20 protein-coding genes are annotated in these 21,593 nt (G+C 38.0%); 1 reads left to right on the forward strand and 19 read right to left on the reverse strand.

Going from position 1 to position 21,593, the window contains the following annotated elements:
* Window positions 1–418 precede the first annotated feature (418 nt).
* Window positions 419–2,545, forward strand: a complete 2,127-nt coding sequence (locus tag CEF21_RS21040) for a UvrD-helicase domain-containing protein (protein WP_123919815.1) — start codon at window positions 419–421, stop codon at window positions 2,543–2,545.
* Between the two features lie 207 nt (window positions 2,546–2,752).
* Here the strand turns inward: CEF21_RS21040 and CEF21_RS21045 are convergent, their stop codons facing one another.
* The 19 genes from CEF21_RS21045 to CEF21_RS21460 all read right to left on the reverse strand — a co-directional run bounded on the left by CEF21_RS21045 (window position 2,753) and on the right by CEF21_RS21460 (window position 21,522).
* A complete protein-coding gene (locus CEF21_RS21045; RefSeq protein ID WP_123919817.1) occupies window positions 2,753–3,151 on the reverse strand; it encodes a hypothetical protein in 399 nt (132 codons plus the stop codon).
* Window positions 3,144–3,548, reverse strand: a complete 405-nt coding sequence (locus tag CEF21_RS21050) for a hypothetical protein (RefSeq protein ID WP_123919819.1) — start codon at window positions 3,546–3,548, stop codon at window positions 3,144–3,146. Before CEF21_RS21050 ends, CEF21_RS21045 begins: the two co-directional genes overlap by 8 nt.
* A 51-nt stretch (window positions 3,549–3,599) precedes the next feature.
* On the reverse strand, window positions 3,600–4,550 hold the full coding sequence (manA, locus tag CEF21_RS21055) for a mannose-6-phosphate isomerase, class I (protein WP_123919821.1): 951 nt from the start codon (window positions 4,548–4,550) through the stop codon (window positions 3,600–3,602).
* Window positions 4,547–5,623, reverse strand: coding sequence for a glycosyltransferase (locus tag CEF21_RS21060; protein WP_123919823.1), 1,077 nt, complete (start codon window positions 5,621–5,623; stop codon window positions 4,547–4,549). The genes manA and CEF21_RS21060 overlap by 4 nt, the downstream gene beginning before the upstream one ends.
* A 52-nt stretch (window positions 5,624–5,675) precedes the next feature.
* Window positions 5,676–7,064 carry a sugar phosphate nucleotidyltransferase gene (locus tag CEF21_RS21065; protein WP_123919825.1) on the reverse strand — a complete coding sequence of 463 codons (1,389 nt, stop codon included), beginning with the start codon at window positions 7,062–7,064 and terminating at the stop codon, window positions 5,676–5,678.
* Window positions 7,065–7,189: 125 nt separating this feature from the next.
* The gene (locus tag CEF21_RS21070; protein ID WP_123919827.1) at window positions 7,190–8,254 is read right to left on the reverse strand and encodes a GDP-mannose 4,6-dehydratase; all 1,065 of its coding nucleotides are present in this window, start codon (window positions 8,252–8,254) and stop codon (window positions 7,190–7,192) included.
* Window positions 8,255–8,360: 106 nt separating this feature from the next.
* A complete protein-coding gene (locus CEF21_RS21075) occupies window positions 8,361–9,605 on the reverse strand; it encodes a glycosyltransferase family 4 protein (protein WP_241156735.1) in 1,245 nt (414 codons plus the stop codon).
* Between the two features lie 383 nt (window positions 9,606–9,988).
* Window positions 9,989–11,392, reverse strand: coding sequence for a lipopolysaccharide biosynthesis protein (locus CEF21_RS21080; RefSeq protein WP_123919829.1), 1,404 nt, complete (start codon window positions 11,390–11,392; stop codon window positions 9,989–9,991).
* Window positions 11,385–11,873, reverse strand: coding sequence for a serine O-acetyltransferase (locus tag CEF21_RS21085; protein ID WP_123919831.1), 489 nt, complete (start codon window positions 11,871–11,873; stop codon window positions 11,385–11,387). Before CEF21_RS21085 ends, CEF21_RS21080 begins: the two co-directional genes overlap by 8 nt.
* The gene (locus CEF21_RS21090; RefSeq protein WP_123919833.1) at window positions 11,857–13,242 is read right to left on the reverse strand and encodes an O-antigen polymerase; all 1,386 of its coding nucleotides are present in this window, start codon (window positions 13,240–13,242) and stop codon (window positions 11,857–11,859) included. Before CEF21_RS21090 ends, CEF21_RS21085 begins: the two co-directional genes overlap by 17 nt.
* Before the next feature lie 179 nt (window positions 13,243–13,421).
* Window positions 13,422–14,633: a glycosyltransferase gene (locus CEF21_RS21095; protein ID WP_164462273.1), complete on the reverse strand. Its 1,212-nt coding sequence runs from the start codon at window positions 14,631–14,633 to the stop codon at window positions 13,422–13,424.
* A gap of 230 nt (window positions 14,634–14,863) precedes the next feature.
* On the reverse strand, window positions 14,864–15,943 hold the full coding sequence (gene gmd, locus CEF21_RS21100) for a GDP-mannose 4,6-dehydratase (RefSeq protein WP_123920485.1): 1,080 nt from the start codon (window positions 15,941–15,943) through the stop codon (window positions 14,864–14,866).
* 42 nt (window positions 15,944–15,985) lie between these two features.
* On the reverse strand, window positions 15,986–16,927 hold the full coding sequence (gene fcl / locus CEF21_RS21105) for a GDP-L-fucose synthase (protein WP_123919837.1): 942 nt from the start codon (window positions 16,925–16,927) through the stop codon (window positions 15,986–15,988).
* 20 nt (window positions 16,928–16,947) lie between these two features.
* Window positions 16,948–17,589: a sugar transferase gene (locus CEF21_RS21110; RefSeq protein ID WP_241156896.1), complete on the reverse strand. Its 642-nt coding sequence runs from the start codon at window positions 17,587–17,589 to the stop codon at window positions 16,948–16,950.
* Between the two features lie 64 nt (window positions 17,590–17,653).
* Window positions 17,654–18,538 (reverse strand): UTP--glucose-1-phosphate uridylyltransferase GalU, encoded by an 885-nt coding sequence (gene galU, locus CEF21_RS21115; protein ID WP_123919839.1) that lies wholly within the window; start codon window positions 18,536–18,538, stop codon window positions 17,654–17,656.
* Between the two features lie 244 nt (window positions 18,539–18,782).
* On the reverse strand, window positions 18,783–19,475 hold the full coding sequence (locus CEF21_RS21120) for a CpsD/CapB family tyrosine-protein kinase (protein WP_481747608.1): 693 nt from the start codon (window positions 19,473–19,475) through the stop codon (window positions 18,783–18,785).
* Complete coding sequence (locus tag CEF21_RS21125; RefSeq protein WP_123920489.1) at window positions 19,465–20,205, reverse strand: YveK family protein; 741 nt, start codon at window positions 20,203–20,205, stop codon at window positions 19,465–19,467. Before CEF21_RS21125 ends, CEF21_RS21120 begins: the two co-directional genes overlap by 11 nt.
* A gap of 17 nt (window positions 20,206–20,222) precedes the next feature.
* Window positions 20,223–20,987: a tyrosine-protein phosphatase gene (locus CEF21_RS21130; RefSeq protein WP_123919843.1), complete on the reverse strand. Its 765-nt coding sequence runs from the start codon at window positions 20,985–20,987 to the stop codon at window positions 20,223–20,225.
* 394 nt (window positions 20,988–21,381) lie between these two features.
* Window positions 21,382–21,522 carry a YwzD family small protein gene (locus CEF21_RS21460; RefSeq protein ID WP_164462274.1) on the reverse strand — a complete coding sequence of 47 codons (141 nt, stop codon included), beginning with the start codon at window positions 21,520–21,522 and terminating at the stop codon, window positions 21,382–21,384.
* Window positions 21,523–21,593 lie beyond the last annotated feature (71 nt).

Here is a 21,593-nt window from a genome sequence, read left to right on the forward strand (position 1 = left end):
TAAACATTACATTCGGGAAATCCCTAAATTTCTTGCAGCCTGCCTCTGAGCCAACCCTCTGATTGCTTTAATCTTACTCAACACGTTATTTCACTGTTCCCGGGCAAACACTTGAAATTAGAAGCAAGGTATTGCTTCCTATTGCAGAGGCATTTAATAGTCTTTTTTAACCAACATACATAGCTTTTTTAACATTATATCTATTTATTAGCAGCATGCTGCTCATACCTTCACTTTGCACCTTGTTTAACAATTGAAAAGGAGTAGATTATTTAGATACAAAACATTTTTTGGTAGAAAAGCGGTATAAATGTATTATTATTAAGTTACGAAAGTCCCGAATTACAGAAAATTACCCTAAAGTCCTTCTAATAAATAATTAGATATTCTTACTTGAAATTGATATAGAGGTGTTTTTATGGAGGATCTACAATCTGAAAAGGAATATTTAAGAAAGGTAAACAATATTTTAAGTGGAAAACTACGTAACTTAGAAGCAGAGTATAGTTACCATAGTCCATATGTTTATGCGATCGGTGACATGGAGAATAATTGGGAGTTTGAAATAAAAAAAATGAACGCTCTTCAAGCTAAAAAGACATTACCTCCTAAAATAGATCTTTTAAAAAAAATATTAGAATCTCCATATTTCGGTAAGATTTATATTGAAGATGAAATTGGTAAAAGAGAAATTTATATAGGAGAAAATAACATTGATCATGAAGATGTAAATCTTGTCAGCTCTTACAGTTCAAGCTATGGAGATATTTTCGCTAAGAAGTTGCCGATATTATCAATAAATGGCAATAAAATCAAATTGTTCAAGACAAGACATTTCAACATTCATAATAGACGATTATGCGGGTATAAAGACTATGAAGTTTTACATACAGAAAAGAAAACTGACTTACTTGAAGCCTACAAAAAATACATTACAAGCGATTTTCTTAGAAATCAATTACTAAATAGAGGTACGAAAGGACTTAAACCTATATTTCAAACAATTGATCAGCTGCAAAATGAAATTATCCGTATGCCTGTAAATCAAAATGTACTAGTGCAAGGTGTACCTGGATCTGGTAAAACAACTTTAGGATTACATCGTTTATCTTATATTATTTATCAGTTGGATAAAGAGAAGATGTTTACTAAAATATTAGCTATTTGTCCGAGTAATTTATTCTTAAGTTATATCCAAGAACAGGCCCCTAACCTCAACCTGAAAAGTGTAAAATTTCAATCAGCACGTGACATTTTTTTCAGCATTCTACCTAAAGGCATCAACATAGCCAAACCTAAAATAAGAGATGACTTAACCTATTTTTTTAATAATAAATTTAATATTGATAAAAGAGGTATGTATGCCAGTTGGTTTAGAAATAAAGGATCTAAAGGTTATGTTGAGCTAATGGAGATTTATTTAAAAGGAATAAAACATCAATTATTTAATAGAGATTATTCTAAATTACACCCTTTACTAACAAATTCATTTATGCTGCATGTATTAAAAAAATATGAAACATTACCATTTAACTCCATGCTTCTAAGAGCTGCTAGCTATATAGAACAACGGTTGGAAATTATAGCAAAGGATCAGGTTGACTTTATACTACCAGTTATTAAAAGAGATCTACTTAAATACAAATTAAATACTGAGAAAGTTTACCAGGGTTTTTTAAAGACGAAACGCTTATTTTCAAACAGAGAATTTGCAGAACTTAATTTTAATCAAAACAAATGGTATGAAGAAGATATACCGGCTCTTATCTATTTATCCTTTTTGATAGATAATGTTCCTCAAAAAGAAGTTGATTTTAATCATATTTTTATTGATGAGGGACAAGATTTAACGTATGTACAATACGTTTTACTAAAGAAGGTTTTTAAAGAAGCAAGTTTCACTATTGTTGGGGACTTAAATCAAGAAATATTTTTACAAAGAGGAATAGAATCATGGGATTTCATTATACCTTTATTTAAGAGCAGGCTACTTAAGTTAAACTATAATTATCGATCCTCTAAGGAGATTATGAATTTAGCGACCAGTACTTTAATAGCCCCCTCTTTCACAGGTATCGGTGTAATTGAAACCGGTTTAAAACCTAAAGCATTAAAGTTTGATGGTTATAAATCTGACATTTATAATTGGGGACGTATTTATAAAGAACATATAGCAAAGTGGCTCCAGAAAAATGAATCCATTGCTATTATCACTAACTCTATAGGAGAATCTGAAAACATTTCAATTACCTTAAACGAGATTGGTATTAAAAACACAAATGTAGTTGGGACATCTGAATCAAATTTGTATATTGCGAATATCACAATCATCTCTGCTTTACAAGTAAAGGGATTAGAATTCGATAATATCATTGTTTATAACCCTTCAAACAGAAATTATCCACATGATGTTTATTTTTCGAAATTACTTTATATGGTCTTAACAAGAGCACTTCATAATATAATAATTGCCTTAGTAGAACCTCCATCCAAATTGCTATATAAGGCAGAATCAGAGTTCCTAATTGAAAATAGAAGAATCTGAAAATATTATAATAGGACTCTTCCATGATAACTATATTTAAAAACTAATTGAAAATGAAAGTGTCCATCTCTGCATGATTTGTAACTCGTAAGGGAAGCAACGAACTGCTTTCCTTTCTTGTTGATTAGTTTATCCCTCAGTTTCAGGACAGATAGTCACTTTAACATCCTTCCCATTCAGTCCTTTTTTTGATTAATGTATCCACTATTAACGACCACGGGGCCACACCGTAAATTCGCCTTTCGCGCACTGGAACAGAAGCTTCTCGCCATCGATCTCCCATTCTATCCCTTTTATTTCAAGCATCTTGCCCACCGCAGAGGATAATTCTTTTCCATAGGCATTCTTCCAATTTTTATGTCCATTTGATTCACGGTCTGCAGCAAACTCTTCTCTCGTTTGAAACCCTGCCTTTAGAGCGATTTCATCTAATTCATGTCCTAAAGTGTGACACACCCCGCTCGAATATGGTTTGGTTGGTTCCACACATCCCGAGTCCTGACCATTGGCGTAAAAACCGGAAACTCCGTCCTCTATATCAGGAAAAACCATATACCTAACGGTGATTTCTTTTGGGTTGTTTCCTTCGAATAAGCTCTTAAACATACCTGCTTACTTCCTTCCATATCCCATCTGATACAGGTGGTGTGAATTTTTCCATAGTATTTCTTAAAATTTTAGAAAAGGAAGGGTTTACACCTTTAATAATGCCAAGAAGTTTTTTATTAGGGATTTCAATCACATATTCATTAAAATCCTGCAATTTCATAAAATACTCTGCGTCTTCCTCACCCAAATCAGGCTTCCTGTTCACGATTCCATCTGCCCTACCGCTAGCAATAATTCCCCTCTCATTGCTATAAAGCAGCACTATATCGTTCTTTTGAATGTGCTCTATATCCGTTTTCGTAGAGCGATAGGCTGCACACTTTTGTTCCTCGAGCATCTCTATTTCGTATCTTGTATTCGTTGATTTATTCGTATTAATTATAAAAAGATTCATATGAAGTCATCCTTCCTTCTGGATTTTCAGTTGAATGCTCGATTCGGCTTATTACACATGCGACACAATCAACTCCATCTCCCCCACAATCGTAAAGCTCCCCATTTCCGCCGGCAGGATAAAGTGCGCTCCGAGTTCGAGCGGGTATTCGGTTCCGTTGTGTCTCATGGAGCCGCTGCCTTTGATGACGCTTGCCTGCATGAAGGGGTGGCCTTGGGAGAAGCTGGCTTCGCCGGAGATTTCCCATTTGTGGACGGTGAAATACGTATCCTGGACAAAGGTCGTGATGGTGACATCCCCTGTTTGGATGGTGATGGGCTCGCATGCTCCATCCTGATGGGGAACGCTTGTGACCTCAAGGGCTTTTTCGAGATGCAGCTCGCGTTTGGCCCCTGTCGGATCGGTGCGGTCATAGTCATAGACGCGATACGTAATGTCGCAGCTTTGCTGGGTTTCCAGGACGAGTGCGCCTTTGCATAGGGCATGGATCGTTCCGCTTGGGACGAAGAAGAAGTCTCCGGGCTTGATTTTGACGCGTTTCAGTAAATCGGACCAGTAATGGTTTTCAATCATATCCAGGAGCTGTTCTTTGGACTGGGCGGTGTGGCCGTAGATGATTTCTGCGTCTTCTCCACAGTCGATGATGTACCAGCACTCGGTTTTACCGAACTCGCCATTCTCCAGGAGCCTTGCCTTTTCGTCATCAGGATGAACCTGAACGGAGAGGTCCTGATTGGCATCGAGAATTTTCGTTAACAGAGGAAAGGACGTTCCTTCGATTCCCCCAAAGAGAGTGCGGTGATGTTCCCATAGCTCACAAAGCCTTCTTCCTTCATACTCTCCTGATGCGACAAGGCTCGTGCCGTTTGGGTGAGCGGAAATGGCCCAGCATTCTCCGACCGTTTCGCCCGGAATCTCATAATTGAATCGCTCTTTCAGCTGTGTTCCTCCCCAAATCCGTTCCTGAAAAACTGGTTTCATAAAAATCGGTGCTGTACTCAACGTTTCCCCACTTCTTTCCTATTAAATTGATTGGCTGCCTTCCAGATGGCTGCGGCCAGCTGTTTTCCTTCGTTTGGTCTTTTTGCTGCATATGTAAAATCACGTTCAGATAACGTGAAGGTACTCAGTTCACTCCAGGACATGGCCCGGCACAAACCCTTTTCTTTTAAGTAGCGAATGGTGTTCTGGTCTTCCTTCATGGACTTCCGGTCAATGACGAGAAGCGGAGTCCTGCCGCACACTGCTTCCGCGACTGTCCCCCATCCTGCCTTCGTAATGGCGAGATCGGCTGCCGCGATGTAGTGATGAACATCGTTCTCCCATTCAGGAATCCTCCAGACATTTGGATGATGAATTTCCACATTGGAAGACACGATGAACCGGCATCCCGGGCTGTCCCACAGTGGAAAATCCCTTACGTCCACTCCATCGATTTTCATCCCAAGCCCAAAGAAGATGAGCTTTTCAGAAGGAATCCGCTTCAAGTGTTCATGGATTTGGTCCACTCTTTCCTGCTGATGAGCTCTGGAAAAAAAGCCAAAATCCAGCTGCCGTCCCCATTCCGGTTCACTGGATCCGGCAAGCACGAAAAAGAAGTCCATCTTTTCATAAGCCTGTTTTAGAGGGTGCAGATCTCTTTCGAGAATCAACCCTTGATAAGCGGTATACCAAGTGAAGTTTGAAAGACCGGCCGAACAAACCCCTGCCTTCGCTGCTGCTGCAAAGGCAATCGGAGAAATGTCCGACAGCACCAACTCGATTTGCTCCTCCTTCAAAAACCGTACTTCCTCCTTCACCCGCTCCTCCCATCTATTCATAAAGATGGAGTACGCCTTATAAAGAGCTGGTACATCCGGCTCGAGGGAATGAGGTTTCAGCACATATCCAATATCCGTTTGTAATTCTCTAAAACGAACACCCGAACCGCAAAGGATCTCTTTCAAAAAAGAAAGAACAAAGGAATGACAAATGGTGATCTCGGTTCCTTTATATAAAAGAAGCTCCTCGATAACCGCTGCACTCCGGGAAGCATGGCCAAACCCATAATCCGATATATAATAGGCAATCCTCACCCTTCTTCCCTCCGCAACGCAAAAAAAGGGAGAAGCCGAATGCCTCTCCCTGTTAATAAATCACCTTAGACTTTGACTGCTGGAACTGCGCCAAAACGTCCTCCCACTTAAAGTGAAGCCGGTGGAAATCCTCATCGCTAATCCCGAGCCCCGTCTGAACCTCCACAAATTCAAGCGCCGAAATCGCCCGGATCCCATGCTTCTTTCCAGCTGGAAGGTGAACAATATCTCCCGCCTTCACCCTCGTAATCTGCTCATCCAGCGCAAGCTCGCCTTCCCCCCGGACAATCGTCCACACCTCATCCCGCATCAGGTGATGATGGTAGCTCGAATTCTTCCCTTCCAGAATACAAATCCGCTTCGTCACCATCTCCTGGCCATCCTCATACTTCGCATAATCGAGAACGCGTGACCAGCCCCATCGTCTTTCCTCATACATAGGGGGATGGTTAAACCCGCTAATCAATTCCTTCACCTTCGGACTCGCCGCCTTATCCGCCACTAAAATCCCATCCGGACTCGCCGCCACAATGAGATCCTTCGTACCAATGACCGTAACCGGAATATCCAGCTCATTAATCAAATGCGTATTCACATTATCCTCAGCCAAAATTCCCTTCCCAAGCTGATTCGTCGCCATCTCTTCAGTGAGCGTATTCCACGTCCCAAGATCCTTCCAATACCCGTCATAAGGCAAAGCGACAATCTTCCTCGCTTTCTCCACGACCTCATAGTCGAAGCTGATCTTAGGAAGCTCCTGATAATTCATCTCCAGCTCCCGATAATCCAAAGAAAACCCCTTATCCTTCAAGATATTCAACACATACTTCAACCGGAAAGCAAAAACCCCGCAGTTCCAAAGCGCTTTTCTCTCGATAAGAGCTGCCGCCTCCTCTTCACTCGGCTTCTCCGTAAAATGACCAACCGTCACATATTCGCCATCTGATTCCCCTGCTGCAGGAACAATGTATCCGTACTTCGAAGACGGATAAGTCGGCTTCACACCCATCAGAGCCAAATCCGCATCAGTTGCTTCCAACACCTGCTCCAGCTGTTTTACCCCATAAAAAAAATCGACCTCTACATAAGGATCGACCGGTAAAATAGCTATGATTTCATTTTCGTTTACATGCTGTTCAGAGTATAAATAGGATGCTGCAAGTGCTATGGCTGGAAAGGTATCCCTTCGTTCTGGTTCGATGATGATGGGCGTATCTTCTCCTACTTGGGTGTGGATCATGTCGCGCTGCATTTTGGAGGTGGCTATAAGGGAAGAATTGGCTAGTCCAGAAGTGTTTAATTGACTCCATACGCGTTGAACCATAGATTGTGTGTTATTATTAACTGCTTCAAGTACCTTTAAGAACTGTTTAGAACGCGTATCATTGGATAATGGCCAGAGCCGTTTGCCTGATCCACCGGATAGTAATACCAGTTTCATTAAATCCCTCCCAAATAAAAAAAGCAGACCTAAAAAGTCTGTTTACTAAATACACACTATTAAATAATTCCCAATTAAGAAGTGGATATATTGTGTATATTGTGTTATTAATTAAATCCGAATTGCTAATATATTACTTTTTCAGCATGGCTTAGTTGCTCTTTCTTATTATAATAATCCACATACCAATCAGTAAAATTTTTTAGCCCTTCCTCTATTTTGGTTTTAGGTTTAAATCCAATTACCCCCTCGAGCCTTTTTGTGGATGCATAAGTAGCAGGCACGTCACCTGGCTTAATAGGCTCAAAAATTTTTTTGAATATTACTTCTTTTTCCAATGAAAGACTTAGACACTTTTCTAAAGTATTAATAAAATTCATTAATTTCTCTGGACTATTATTACCGATGTTGAACACATTATGAGCAACATCTCCTTCCAACTCTGGTGAGTAACTCAAGAGTCGTTCAATTCCTTCAATAATATCATCAATATAAGTAAAATCACGATATAAGTCTTTGTCAAAATCGCCATTATTAAATATTTTAATAGGTTCACCCGCAAAAAATTTTTCAACAAATCCAAAATACGCCATATCAGGACGTCCTAAAGGACCATATACAGTAAAAAAGCGAAGCCCGGTTGCAGGGATTTTATAAAGATGACTATAGGTGTACGCCATTAATTCATTAGTTTTTTTAGTTGCTGCGTATAATGATACAGGATTGTCAACCATGTCAGTTTCTTCAAATGGTACTTTTTTGTTTGCACCATATACAGAACTAGAAGATGCATATAATAGATGATCAACCGGATTATGCCTACACGCCTCCAAAATGTTATAAAAACCTGTAATATTACTTTGAATATAAACATCAGGATTTTCTACAGAGTATCTAACACCAGCTTGAGCAGCCAAATTTATAACAATGTCAGGCTTATAACCCTCAAATACAATATTTATCAAAAGTTTATCTGAGATGTCTCCTTTTATAAAGGTAAAATTATCAAATGGGGTAAGTAACTCTAAACGCGTATATTTAAGATTTACGTCATAGTAATCATTAATATTGTCTATGCCAATTACTCTACAACCTAGTTGTAATAATTTTTTAGATAAGTAGAATCCAATAAAACCTGCTACTCCAGTAATAAGGTATATTTTTCTATTATCAAAAGTTTCGTATGTCACAATGAATGACTCCTTTACATTAAAAAACATTCGGCTATTGGCACCGAATGTTTTAGTTGATTTTAAGTTATATATTAATTATTTAATGTTGAATACATAATTGACTTTAGTTGATTTCAGATACTTTTCTTAATACTTCCCTATATTTATTAATAGATATTTCACGCTTTAAATGTTGATCGAGATAGTCTCTTCCATTTCGGCCTAATTTTTTTAATTTTTCTGAATCCATATTATATAAGTTTTGTATAGTTTCTATAATTTTAATGTATTCTTTAGGTTCGACTACTAGACCACAGTTGCTTTTACTAATAAGCATCTGTGCCTCACTACCTTGCTCTAAAACTCCTAATATAGGCTTACCTGCACCCATCACACCATAAATTTTACTAGGCACAGAAACTCCCTTAATTCCCTTTTGGTTTACAACTAAATGTACATCTGCTGCATTTAGAGAATACTTAATAAATTCTTTCGGTTGATACGGCAAGAAATATACGTTCGAGACATTTTTTTGTTGTACGAACGTTTGCATCTCCTTCTTAACTGCACCCTCCCCAATAAAAACAAATGCAAGATTTTTATACTCAATAAAATGTTCTGTAATTCTAATGATATTTTCTAAATCATAGTATAGACCAATATTACCAGAGTACATGACAATAAATTTTTCTTTTAACCCATTTTGCTCAAGAAATTGTTGTATATTAGAATCAGTCTTTTCTAGCGGAATGATCTCTTTTTCGTTAGTCCAATTATTAATAACAACATAATTCGGTACCTTCTTGCCAGAAAATCTACTTTTAAGTGTTTCACTCATATCGTTACCGACCACAATAATTTTATCTGAAAATTTACAGTTCCACATATCAATTTTCTTAGCAATTTTGTATATGAATTCTTTGTTTGTATAACCAATAGCAGCTGCTTGCTCAGGGTTAAAATCTTGTACGTTATAAATATGTTTAGAACGTTTTAAAAATTTCCCTACAGTACCAATTAATCCCCCTAAAACTGGTGGTTGTGAGATAGTATAGATAACATTTACATCTCTTTCTTTTAGTAAAGCTAAAATGGCCAATAAAAAATAAGAGAATATATATTTTATCCGGCTGACCTTAGAAGTTTTATCTACTTCAGGCAAACGAATACGTATGATTTTTATGTTCTCCAAATAGTCTTTTTCAAAAACTTGATTAACTATTTTTCTCTGACCCGCATATCCTGGTTGGGCTGCAATAACTGTGATATCAAAGTCACTTTGTAAATGTTTACAGAGTTCTGTCATTAACTGACCCGTTGAAGCAACATCAGGATAAAAATAATTTATAATAAAAACTACTTTTTTCACTGTATCGATCCTTCCTTAAATCATTTCAAAAAAATACTATTTTGATTTTAATTATAAAGAGGTTCTCAAAAATAATTCGACATACATTTGGGTCAAAAAAAAAAAACCTTAGCTCAGTTCAAATTTTTTACCCCCTCCGACTAAATAATTAAAATATTTTTCGATACCTCAATATCCAAGAAATCGCGATATTTCTTTCCTGAAATTTAATAACTATTAGTTTTTCTGTTTTTCTAAAATAGTACGTAATTGGTTATAGTAGGCTTTGTAAAGCCAATTACCCCTCCCTGCTACTGTTAAATATGCAAATTTAATAATTTTAATTAGACTTTTGATTTATTTTGCTTAATTTCTTTCAGTAAATAAATCACGATTATTTAGTTTTAGCGAACTTGTTTATTATTGTTAAAATTTTTAAGGTCTCTAATTAGGTCTTTATTAACGTATAAAGCAAATAAACTAGCTAACAAACCTATAAAAATGCTAAAAGCAAAATCTTTACTACATATAACCACTACTATTAAGTATATGGCTGTTAAGTAGATAATCTTATCCCATTTTACAACAAGTTTTATCATTTTTTTTGCTAATAACCACCTAAATACTAGCATTGAAAGCGCTCCAACAATCTGAGCAAATAAAACACCTAAAACTCCTAACTTATTTATCATTAATAACGCAAGAGAAATGGTTACAAATGCTCCAATTACAGTTGTATAAAATAACATATTAGTTTTGCTCTTAGCTTGAAAAATAGCTCCTATATTTGTAGCCATTGTCATAAAGATTGCATAAACTAAAAAAAATGGTACAAGATTGTAAGTCGAAAAATATTCAGTGCCGGAGATAAAATAGTAAAATAATTTTATAAAAGGAATTGCTAGAATACATATAAATAAAAATAATTTAAATACTATTTCAATTACTTTAGAAAAATATTTATCAATACCTTCGTCTTTACTTTTTATAATTGATTCTTCAATTAATGCCATTGAAATTACTGTTCCAAGCATAGAAACTACAGTTCCAAACTTCATTGCAAATGAAAACAACCCATTGTCATAAGTACCAAGCTTGTTAGTAATTATAATTCTACCAAATCCTGAGATTATCCAATTGGATGCTAGATTTAAAACTAAAGGAATTGAAAAAATCAACATATGTTTAAGTATATGCCATTTGAAATTACCAATTCGGTTATACTTTAATATGCGTAATTTAAATTCAATTATTATAACTATTGTTGATTGCCCAATAATAAAAGACCAAAAAAGTCCTGTACCTCCCATTTTAAGAAAGCAGATCATCACTATTGAAATTGCAAAGTTTAATACCGTACCCCATATACTAGCCATAACATAAATATGATTAAATTTTAATGCTCTAGCGTAATATTGCCATATTTGAGCAATTCCATATACACATACCATCAATATAGTATACATAGCAATTTTATTATCACTCCAAATTGCAGTTGCAACAATTGTAGCTAGGAGAATAAACATAATAATTTGTATGGTTCGTATGGAAGTGGCAATAACATTTTGACGCTTTTCTATATCTGTCTCAGCTAATAGAAATCGAAGGATTGACTCCCATAATGCTACGAAGATTACAGGAGAAACTGTATACATTATTGTTTGAGAATAGTCGAATACCCCTAATTCTTCAACGGTTACAAAATAAGCGTAAAAAGGGATCATTGCTGCCATAGTGATTTTGGAAGCAAAGTTACCAATAAAGTATAAACCAGTCTTTTTTACTATGCCCTTATCTCCTTTACTCATATTCAATATTTTTCCTTTTATAATCTTTAACACATCTTGCCGGTATCCCTACCCAAGCAGAATCTTCCCGTGTATCAGATGCAACTAAGCTATGTGCACCTATTGTACAGCCTCTCTTAACGACACACCCTCCTATTATTATAGAGTTTGAATACACAGTTACATTATCTTCTATAAATGGATAAACAGGAATTTCTTCTTTTACCCTACCGATTGTAACATTTTGATATATAGTTACATTATTTCCAATATGAACTCCCTCTCCTATAACGATTCCAATAGGATGTGGAAAGGTAATATTCTTTCCAATAGATGCATACGGAGAAATATCACAATTAAATTTCTTATATATTAATGCGTTGATGATTTTCATTAGTATATAAAGCTTCTTTTCAGCTGCTGTTGATTGGACTCCAACTAAAAATCTAATTTTTTCACACCTTCCTATAAAAGGAATAAATATTTTAATTATATCTTTCACTATTGTCCCCCCAAAAATTAGCTCTGCTTTTTTTATTTTTTCTACTAATTATTTCGAGCATTTTAAGAGTAACTGTAAATAATAAAATTTTCATTTGAGCCTCAGGTTGAAATATTTCTAAAACAGGTAATATTAATAAAGCGTACATACATAAAAGCATTACACTTTTTCTTTTTTGGACAATTTTATAGAAATAACTAACTATAATGCCTGTAAAAAAACCACTTAAGATTACACCAACATATCCAAAATTAAAATATGCCCAGCCATATGCATTTACTGGTCTACCCGTGTCTCCTTTAAAAAAGACTGAATTACTTACTATTTGAGCTGAGTGTACCAGAGGTTTCTCTGGCCATAAGTTACGAGGTATATAATATTGTACTCCACGATAAATATATTCGAATTTTTGGAAATCTAGCGCCCCGCTATCAATTTTACTAATCATTAGAGGTATGTTATCTCCATATCCGTTATACCTCGCTAATATGGCCAATTGTGATACAAAATAATTATCTGTATATGTCTCCGAAAAACTTGGGTTATCAGCAGTCCTGATTGCACCTACATACATTATGATAATTAATAAAGGGACTGCTATAATAGCTATGTTTAATAACTTAATTTTCTTTACTTTGGAATTCCAATAAACACAAAGCGGCAAGAATGCTGTAAGGATGGCCATACTTCTTCTACCCGTTATTACAATACTTATAAAAACTAAAAGAGCATAAATGACCGCTCTAATTTTTTTCCCACTATATAAAGCTAAAACAGGTAAACAGCCAGCAAACCCTAATAACGCAAGCAAATACCCCTGATCAGCAAAAGCTTCCCCTCCACCACTCATTCCCTCAACCAATCCACCCAATTTTAATGAATTCTTCAACGTAGAAAGGAAGGAAAAGGAAAATACCACGCAACAAAGTGTAAAAATCACCCATGGATAGATGTCATTTTCTTGCTCATTGTCTAAATTTCTAAAGTGTTTAACTTTAATTGTTATTTTAACTACACAAAGATATCCCAAAGTAAATGTAACCAACCATATTAACATTATAAATAAGGATTTATTATATATGTAATTTGGCACGTCATATAAACCATTACGAACGCCACTTGCAACCATTGTTATATCTATAAAGCCCAAAAAAGTATATATAAAGAAAAAATTAAATGGATTAAATATATTTTTGCTAAAAAAAACTATACTAAGAAAAAAAACAGAAATAACACTTATAAGAAATATAGTTACAATTGGTAAGTCACTTAAGGTAAATATACCAGCGAATAATAGCACACCTAATAGCATTATTAAGTAAGCCCTAATTAAATTATTTTTTCCGTTTTTTTTCTTTAATATGTTCACAAAGTAGTTTCCTCCATAATAACTTACTTTTAAATTTTTATTGAAGAAAGGATTATATAACTTAAGAATTACCTTGAAGATAACTTAAAAAGTGTGTTTAATAATATAAGGCATAAATTATAATATTGGTAGATTTCAACTAATTCGAGTTATTATTTATATAAAGCAATTCTTACCTTCTACCTGGGTATAACACTCTCACAGTATTTTCTTAATTTTTCATAAAAATCTTTTCTCCTCACTTGAAGCACGTCTTCTCTATACTGCTGAGCCTTATATACTGAATTCTGACTTATTTTAGTCATTACGTCCAAGTTACATATTAAATATTCTACTTTATTAACTAATCCCTCTACATCTCCTACTTCCACCATAAACTCTTCTTCTAATAATTCTGGGATACCGTTAATCTTAGTAGAGATACATGGTAAACCAACAGCCATAGCTTCAATTAATACACGTGGCAAACCTTCTCCGTGTGTGGGAAAAACGAATAAATCACTATCTCTCAAAGTTTTTCTCATTGTTTCCTTATCTGGTATATATCCAATAAAAAATACCCTATCTTGTACACTTAACGATTTAGCATATTCTTGAAACTGCGGTACAAGCTCTCCATCACCAACAAATTTCACAGATACTTCAAATCCTTTTTCTTTTAAAATACTAGCTACTTCAATTAATTCCTTATGACCTTTAACAAAAGAATTAATTGCATTAGCAACATGAATAATTTGAAAATTACTTTGATTAGATGGGTATATTTTGGGCTTCATAAAAAAGTCTTCTTTAATGTTGGCAGAAGAGTAGTAAGATTCAAAGTACTGTAGAGACTCTTTATTTAATTTTGCTTTAGACGGGTAACGGTTTTGTAAAGCAAACTTTGTAACATATGACACTCCATTTGCATCTTTACACAATTTTTTTAATTTATGTGTCCATAGTACACGAATTAACGGACGAAACTTTGATTTCAACATTCCAGGAGCTGCAAAATCCCATGGGTCTACTACTACCTCTAAAGCATAGGGCATTTTCCTACGTATATTTGAAGCAAATTGAAATCCAACTGCACTTGGTATCCTAATAATTGCACAGTTACAATCATTACAAAATGATCTGATAGCTTTATTTACCAAATAAAAATTTTTAATGTATCCTTTTAATCCGTGAAAGTCCGGAATAGGTAGGAATTTGAGATTTGGCCCACTGCACAAATTTGGATAAATATTACAGTTTTCTTCAATCTCACTTATACGAATTGCAACGTTTACCTCATCAAATATCTCTAAATAACGAGCAAAAAAAGAATAATCATAAATTCCTTTACTCCATATACGACCATCTTTAGTACGCCCGAGATGGTTATCAACAACTAAAAGAAGTCTCAATTTCAATCTCCTTTCTTTTATTTTACAAAAATACATTTTACCCCCAAAAATTCAACTGCGTATATTACTTGAAAGAAGATTACAGAACAATATATAAATAACCGTGATTATCTTTAGATTACATGATGTTTTTGTTTGAAAATTTAAAAAACTTATTATATTAAAATGCGAATATAAAAATATAATCAAATGGATATTATCCTCTATAAATATAAAGTATTTATTGTTTTTTAATCAAACATCTCCTTAATTTTATCTTCCTTATAAACTTTCTTCATATCCTCATCAACCATAATTCTCACCAATTTTTCAATAGAAGTGTTCGTAGGATTCCAGCCTAGCAGCATTCTTGCTTTTGCAGGATTACCTAATAACTGGTCCACCTCCGCCGGACGGAAGAATTTCGAATCCACTTCGACAATGATTTCACCTGTCGCTTTATTGATTCCTTTTTCTTCTATACCTTGACCAGTCCATTCGATTTCTGTGCCTGTGTGTTTAAATGCGAGTTCCACGAATTCTCGGACGGTGTGCATTTCCCCTGTAGCGATAACAAAGTCTTCCGGTTTGTCGTGCTGCAGCATGAGCCACATGCATTCTACATAGTCTTTTGCATAGCCCCAGTCACGCAGGGAGTCTAGATTTCCGAGCATGAGTTTTTGCTGTTTGCCCTGTGCGATTCGGGCTGCGGCTAGTGTGATTTTACGGGTGACAAATGTTTCCCCGCGGCGCTCGGATTCGTGGTTGAAGAGAATGCCGTTGACGGCGAACATGCTGTAGGATTCCCGATAGTTTTTGGTGATCCAGAACCCGTAGATTTTGGCAACTCCGTATGGAGACCTTGGATAGAATGGAGTGGTTTCGGACTGCGGTACTTCCTGGACTTTGCCGTACAGCTCGGATGTAGAGGCCTGGTAAATGCGTGTTTTCTCCCCTAATCCGAGAATGCGGACCGCTTCTAGTATGTTGAGTGTTCCTTTCGCATCGACATCCAGTGTGTAGCCGGGCATGTCAAAGGAAACGCGGACGTGAGACTGGGCAGCAAGGTTATAGATTTCGTCCGGCTGAATGTCCCCGATGATGCGCATAACATTCAATGAATCGGTAACATCCCCGTAGTGCAAATGAAATCTTGAATGACTAGATAAGGCACTGGCTTCTTCATCTGTCAGCAAATCCTCCAGCCGCTCCTGGTTGTAGGAAGAGCTTCTGCGGATCATTCCGTGAACTTCGTATCCTTTTTCCAGCAGAAATTCTGCTAAATAGGAACCGTCCTGGCCGGTTACTCCTGTGATTAATGCTTTCTTCATCATTGATTCGTCCTCCGTTTTCTTCTTGGAATGCAGCTTTGTTTATACGGTTTTCGTTAGCTCGTTATTCAGGAACCATTGGTAGGCCTTGTTTAGCCCTTCGTTCAAAGGAGTTTTTGCTTTCCATCCGAGTGCATTCAGCTTGGTTACGTCGACAAGCTTTCTTGGGGTTCCGTCCGGTTTGGAGGTGTTAAATTGAATATCACCGCTGTATCCAACCGTTTCTTTTACGAGATTCGCCAGTTCTTTTATCGAGATATCCTCCCCGACGCCGACATTGACGATTTCGTTTCCTTCGTATTGCTTCATTAAATATAGACACGCATCGGCGAGATCATCGGAATACAGGAATTCTCTTTTGGGCGACCCGGTTCCCCACACCTCAACGTGAGGAGCGTTCTGTTCCTTTGCCTCGTGAAATTTACGGATAAGGGCGGGAAGAACATGGGAGGTGTGAAGGTCAAAGTTGTCTTCTTCACCGTATAGATTGGTCGGCATGACGGAGATGTATTTCGTTCCATACTGCCGGTTGTACGATTGGCACATTTTTATTCCCGCGATCTTCGCAATCGCATACGGCTCATTTGTTGGCTCGAGTTCTCCTGTCAATAGGTATTCTTCCTTTAATGGCTGCGAAGCCATTTTCGGGTAGATGCAGGTGCTTCCAAGGAAAAGAAGCTTTTCTGCGCTGTTTCGATAGGCTGCATCAATGACATTCGTCTGAATGAGCAGGTTGTCGCGGATAAAATCGGCTGGGTACTCATTATTTGCGACGATTCCGCCTACCTTCGCTGCCGCTAAAAATACATATTCAGGTTTTTCGAATTCAAAAAATTTATCTACCAATGCTTTGTTCCGTAAATCCAGCTCTGTACTTGTTTTTACTAGAAGATTATCGAAACCCTCTTTTTTCAGCCTTCTAACAATTGCTGATCCCACAAGTCCCCTATGTCCAGCAACATAAATTTTAGATATCTCTTTCATGGTTAGGTAACACCCCTAATTTAATATGCTCCTCTTCTCAATACCACTACAAATACAGTCTTTATTAGAATGACTACATCGAGTTTTATGCTTTTGTTAAAAACATAATAGAGTTCAATATTTACTCTCTCTGGATAGCTCACATTACTTCTCCCGCAAGTTTGCCAGTATCCCGTGACTCCAGGTTTAACAGATAAAAATAATGAAGTCTGTTCTTGGTATTCTTGTAATTCCTCTTCTACTACAGGTCTAGGACCCACTAAACTCATTTCTCCCTTCAGAACATTTAATAACTGAGGAATTTCATCTAGACTTGTCTTTCGCAAAAACAGACCTAATTTTGTTATTCTTGGATCTTCATTCGGTTCAAGCTTATAGTTGTTACGAATATATTTTTCATACAATGTTAGATTTGATTTTAATTTTTCTTCTGCATCGACTACCATGGATCTAAATTTGTAAATCTTAAACTTCTTGCCGTTTCTTCCAATTCGGTTTTGGCTAAAAAAAATTGGACCTTTATTCTCTTTCAATTGATAAAATAATATAATTACAATAAAAATAGGGATAGCAACTATTAATCCAATCAACGATCCAGTAATATCCATCAATCGTTTAATACTATTAAATAAAAAAACTCTTCCTTTAGACTGATTTTTTATTTTTGACTGAAAATCATTTACTACTTCTAAATTCCCAACCGAGTCACTCAACCTGTAACCTCCTTTATATATTGATTTTTTCTTCAGTTAATATATTTTCAAAAATCTTTAACAAGTGAGGCTTAATATTCGTATCTTTTAGTGCAAACCTTAGAGTAGTCTCAATAAAACCTAACGTTTCCCCCACATCAAACCGTTCGCCTTGAAAATCATAGGCAAATACATTCTGGTACTCATTCAGCTGCTGAATCGCATCTGTAAGTTGAATTTCCCCGCCGGCGCCTGTTTCCTGATTTTCCAGGATGCTGAAGATTTCCGGCGTCAGGATGTACCGTCCCATGATGGCGAGATTGGAAGGCGCGGTGCCCGGCTTTGGTTTTTCCACAAAGGTGTTGACCCGGTAAAGCCTGTCTTCCCTAGAAATTGGATCGATGATTCCGTACCGATGGGTATGATGCGGTTGGACTTCCTGTACACCAATAATCGAGCCATGCGTTTGATCATACTGATCGATGAGCTGGCGGAGACAAGGGGTATCGGACTGAACGATGTCGTCTCCAAGCAGAACGGCAAATGGTTCATCCCCGATAAAGCTCCGTGCACACCATACAGCGTGACCGAGCCCCTTTGGTTCTTTCTGGCGGATGTACGTGATGTTTGCGAGATTGGATGAATAGCGGACTTTATCCAGAAGTTCCGTTTTGCCTTTCTGGCTTAAGTTTTCCTCAAGCTCCGGCGCATAATCAAAGTGATCCTCAATGGCGCGCTTCCCTTTTCCGGTGACAATGATGATGTCTTCAATCCCGGATGCGACCGCTTCTTCTACTATGTATTGGATGGTTGGTTTATCGACGATTGGAAGCATTTCTTTCGGCATCGCCTTTGTGGCAGGCAGGAACCGTGTGCCGAGACCCGCTGCCGGGATAATCGCTTTTCTCACTTTTTTCAAGAAAATCCCTCTTTCGTTTTAATAGTTAAATAGCTTGCTCCCTGTGATTCCTACCATCACAGCGAGCAAATTATTTAAAAAAACCGGGCATTCAACCCGCCCTCACACCGCGCTACCGACGACAAGCGTCTAAGGTTTGCACCCACAGCACAGCCGAGTGCCTCCATTGATAAAGGTAAGGAGACATCACCTGTTCGTTCAAGTTCGTTTTCAATAAAGAACAATTCAAGTAAAAAAGAAGGAGCTATTTGACTCCGTAGTAGTACTCGTATTTAGATTTGTTTCTTTTCTTATTATTCAGGATCACACCAAGCAGCTTGGCCTGTGCATTTTGAAGCTGTTCTTTCGCCTTTTTGGCATGCTCGATCTGCGTTTTGCCCCGGTCTGTTACGAGAATGGCGCCGTCGACCAGGTTGGCCAGGACCTGCGCATCGGTCACCGCGAGCACCGGCGGGGTATCAAAAAGAATGAGATCATAGATGGTCAAAGCTTCTTCCAGGACGGTTTTCATCATTTTAGAGGCGAGAAGCTCGGACGGATTCGGAGGAATTGGACCGCTCGGAAGCACGTCGAGATTTTCCTGTTCGGTATGCCGCACTCCCTGCTGAAGAGTAGCCTGTCTTGTCAAAACGTTCGTCACACCGGTCCGGTTATCCAGGCTGAAGGTCAAATGCATCGTTGGCCGGCGAAGATCCGCATCCACGAGAAGCACTTTTTTCCCCTGCTGGGCGAAGACGATGGCCAGATTGGCAATGGTCGTTGACTTTCCTTCCTCAGGACCCGATGACGTCACGATTGCCGTCCGGATGTCTTTCTCAATGCTTGAAAACTGGATATTCGTCCGGATCGTCCGGTATTCTTCGGCTATGGTTGACTTAGGCTTCAGAAGGGAAATCAGCCGGCGGGACTGAAGCTTTTCTTTTCGTTTAAGAGCCAATGGATTCACCTCTCGCTGCATGTACCTGAACGGCATCAGCTTTATTTTTCTTCTGCTTTTCTTTCGGGAATGCCGTGACGGCTCCGAGAACCGGAAGCTCAAGCATGTTCTCGATGTCCTGCTCGGTTTTGATCGTATTGTCCAGGTACTCAAGGAGGAAAGCGAGTCCGACACCTGCCATTAACCCGACCACGAAGGCTATCGCGACATTCATAGCCTTTTTCGGAGCAACAGGAGCAGGGTTTATCTTTGCATCTGAAAGAATTCTAACGTTGTCGACCTTCATAATATTCTTAATTTCCGATTGGAAGACCGTGCTCACCGAATTCGCAATATCCGCTGCCCGTTTTGGATCCGAATCCTTTACGGTTACGGTAATTATCTGTGAATTCTGCTCGCTTGCCACCGTGATCTGATTCGTTAAGTCCGCACTCGATACATCCAGGTTCAGCCGGTTCTTCACTTCATCGATGATGGCCGGGTTTTTGATGATGACACTGTAGGTGTTGATGAGCTGGACATTCGTTTGGAGCTCGTTGTAATTGTAAAGCTGGGACACGTTTTTAGATTGATTCACAAGCATCTGCGCGGACCCTTCATAGACGGGAGTTAAATAAAAGTAACTGATGATTCCGCTTGCGCCGGTTGCAATGAACGTGATCGCCAGAATAAGGACGAGTCTTTTGCGTAATGTTTGGAAAAGCTCCTTTAAACTAATCGTTTCTTCCATGGTTTCCTCCATCTGCTTCATGATTTGAATAGACTCCTAAACGTTCGTTTTCGCTGAGGCGGGGTGGCTGCAATAGTCTGCCCGCTGAGCATCAGCTCGGCATTTTCTTTAAAAAAGAACACATACGGGGTCCCGAATTCTTTATTGAGCACATTGTAGGCATGCGAAAGGGCAAAACCTCTGCTGCTGACGTTGTGTGCGTCAGATGCGATGAAGTGGGCCATGCCGTTTGAGATGAGGTCGAGAGAACGTTTTTTTATTTTTCTTCCGAATTCACCGGTTAGGCTGGCGGCTGTGATTTGACTAAGGGCCCCTCTATTGATGAATTCGCTTAGGATGTCCGGCTTTTTAAGAATTTCAATATTTCTCTCAGGATGAACAATCACCGGTGTGATTCCCTGCAGCTGAAGATCGTAGAAGAGCTTGGATGTATACTGGGGAACATGGTGATGCGGCAGTTCAACAAGCAAATATTCGGTATGGTTTACAGGGAGAATGTCCCCGTTCTTCAGATCGTTCACGAGATCCCCGTATATCCGTACTTCCTGGCCTGGGTAAATCGTAACTGGAATGGATTCCTCCCTTAATCGGCCGTTTAACATCCGGGTGCTGTTCACCACTGTCTCCTTCTCATTGTCATAGCGGCCATTTCGATGATGCGGAGTGGCGACAATTCTGGTGATTCCTTCAAGCGCTGCTGCCCGTGCCATTTCAAGCGAATCCAACATGGAAGAGGCTCCATCATCTGCTCCCGGCAGGATATGACAATGAATATCAATCAATCTCATACACTCCGTTCACTCGTTTTGAAGTAAATCGACAAACTTCGATTAATTTCGTTCTTTTTACCGCTACTTTTTGTTCGTTATAATGTTTATATTTTTGATTATAGACTCCTTTTCTACAAATTTCCATCATTATTTCTAATTTTTTTCCTTCTTTACCAAATTGTCATATAAATCGGGAACCAGGCCGTTTCTCCTTTTTTTATCTGATTATTTTTCCCTCTATTCCCCCCGCCGCTTTTACGGATGATTCGAAAGTACCCTTCCATTACTGTGGTTTTTTTGTAAAGCCTGTGTAAATCTTTTTAAGAACGCTAAAAAGGAGCCAGGCGCGGGCGGCCGGACTCCTTTTTCATTTATTGTTTGCCGATCGGCAATGGGTGCCTAACATCTAGGATGCGTACACTTTTTTCATTTGCAAGATAATTTCTTCGACCATTTCTTTCGTTGATACGTTTCTTTGCTCGCCTGTGCGGTAGGCGTGCATAAGGATTTGCAGAAACTCCTCTTGCTTCATCTGCTTAGTGTCCATTGTACATGATTCCCTCTCATTTTTACAATTTTATACAGCATGCACGAAGATAATTATAATTCGGGTCTGCT

The organism is Bacillus sp. FJAT-42376 (genome assembly GCF_003816055.1).
Classification (GTDB): domain Bacteria; phylum Bacillota; class Bacilli; order Bacillales; family Bacillaceae; genus Metabacillus_B.

Bases quoted from the DNA above. Each gene is read 5' to 3' on its own strand.
- CEF21_RS21050 (WP_123919819.1), bottom strand. From the start codon at position 3,548: ATGAATCTTTTTATAATTAATACGAATAAATCAACGAATACAAGATAC.
- CEF21_RS21125 (WP_123920489.1), bottom strand. From the start codon at position 20,205: ATGGAAGAAACGATTAGTTTAAAGGAGCTTTTCCAAACATTACGCAAA.
- CEF21_RS21045 (WP_123919817.1), bottom strand. From the start codon at position 3,151: ATGTTTAAGAGCTTATTCGAAGGAAACAACCCAAAAGAAATCACCGTT.
- fcl (WP_123919837.1), bottom strand. From the start codon at position 16,927: ATGAAAGAGATATCTAAAATTTATGTTGCTGGACATAGGGGACTTGTG.
- CEF21_RS21460 (WP_164462274.1), bottom strand. From the start codon at position 21,522: ATGGACACTAAGCAGATGAAGCAAGAGGAGTTTCTGCAAATCCTTATG.
- CEF21_RS21040 (WP_123919815.1), top strand. From the start codon at position 419: ATGGAGGATCTACAATCTGAAAAGGAATATTTAAGAAAGGTAAACAAT.
- gmd (WP_123920485.1), bottom strand. From the start codon at position 15,943: ATGAAGAAAGCATTAATCACAGGAGTAACCGGCCAGGACGGTTCCTAT.
- CEF21_RS21065 (WP_123919825.1), bottom strand. From the start codon at position 7,064: ATGAAACTGGTATTACTATCCGGTGGATCAGGCAAACGGCTCTGGCCA.
- CEF21_RS21080 (WP_123919829.1), bottom strand. From the start codon at position 11,392: ATGAGTAAAGGAGATAAGGGCATAGTAAAAAAGACTGGTTTATACTTT.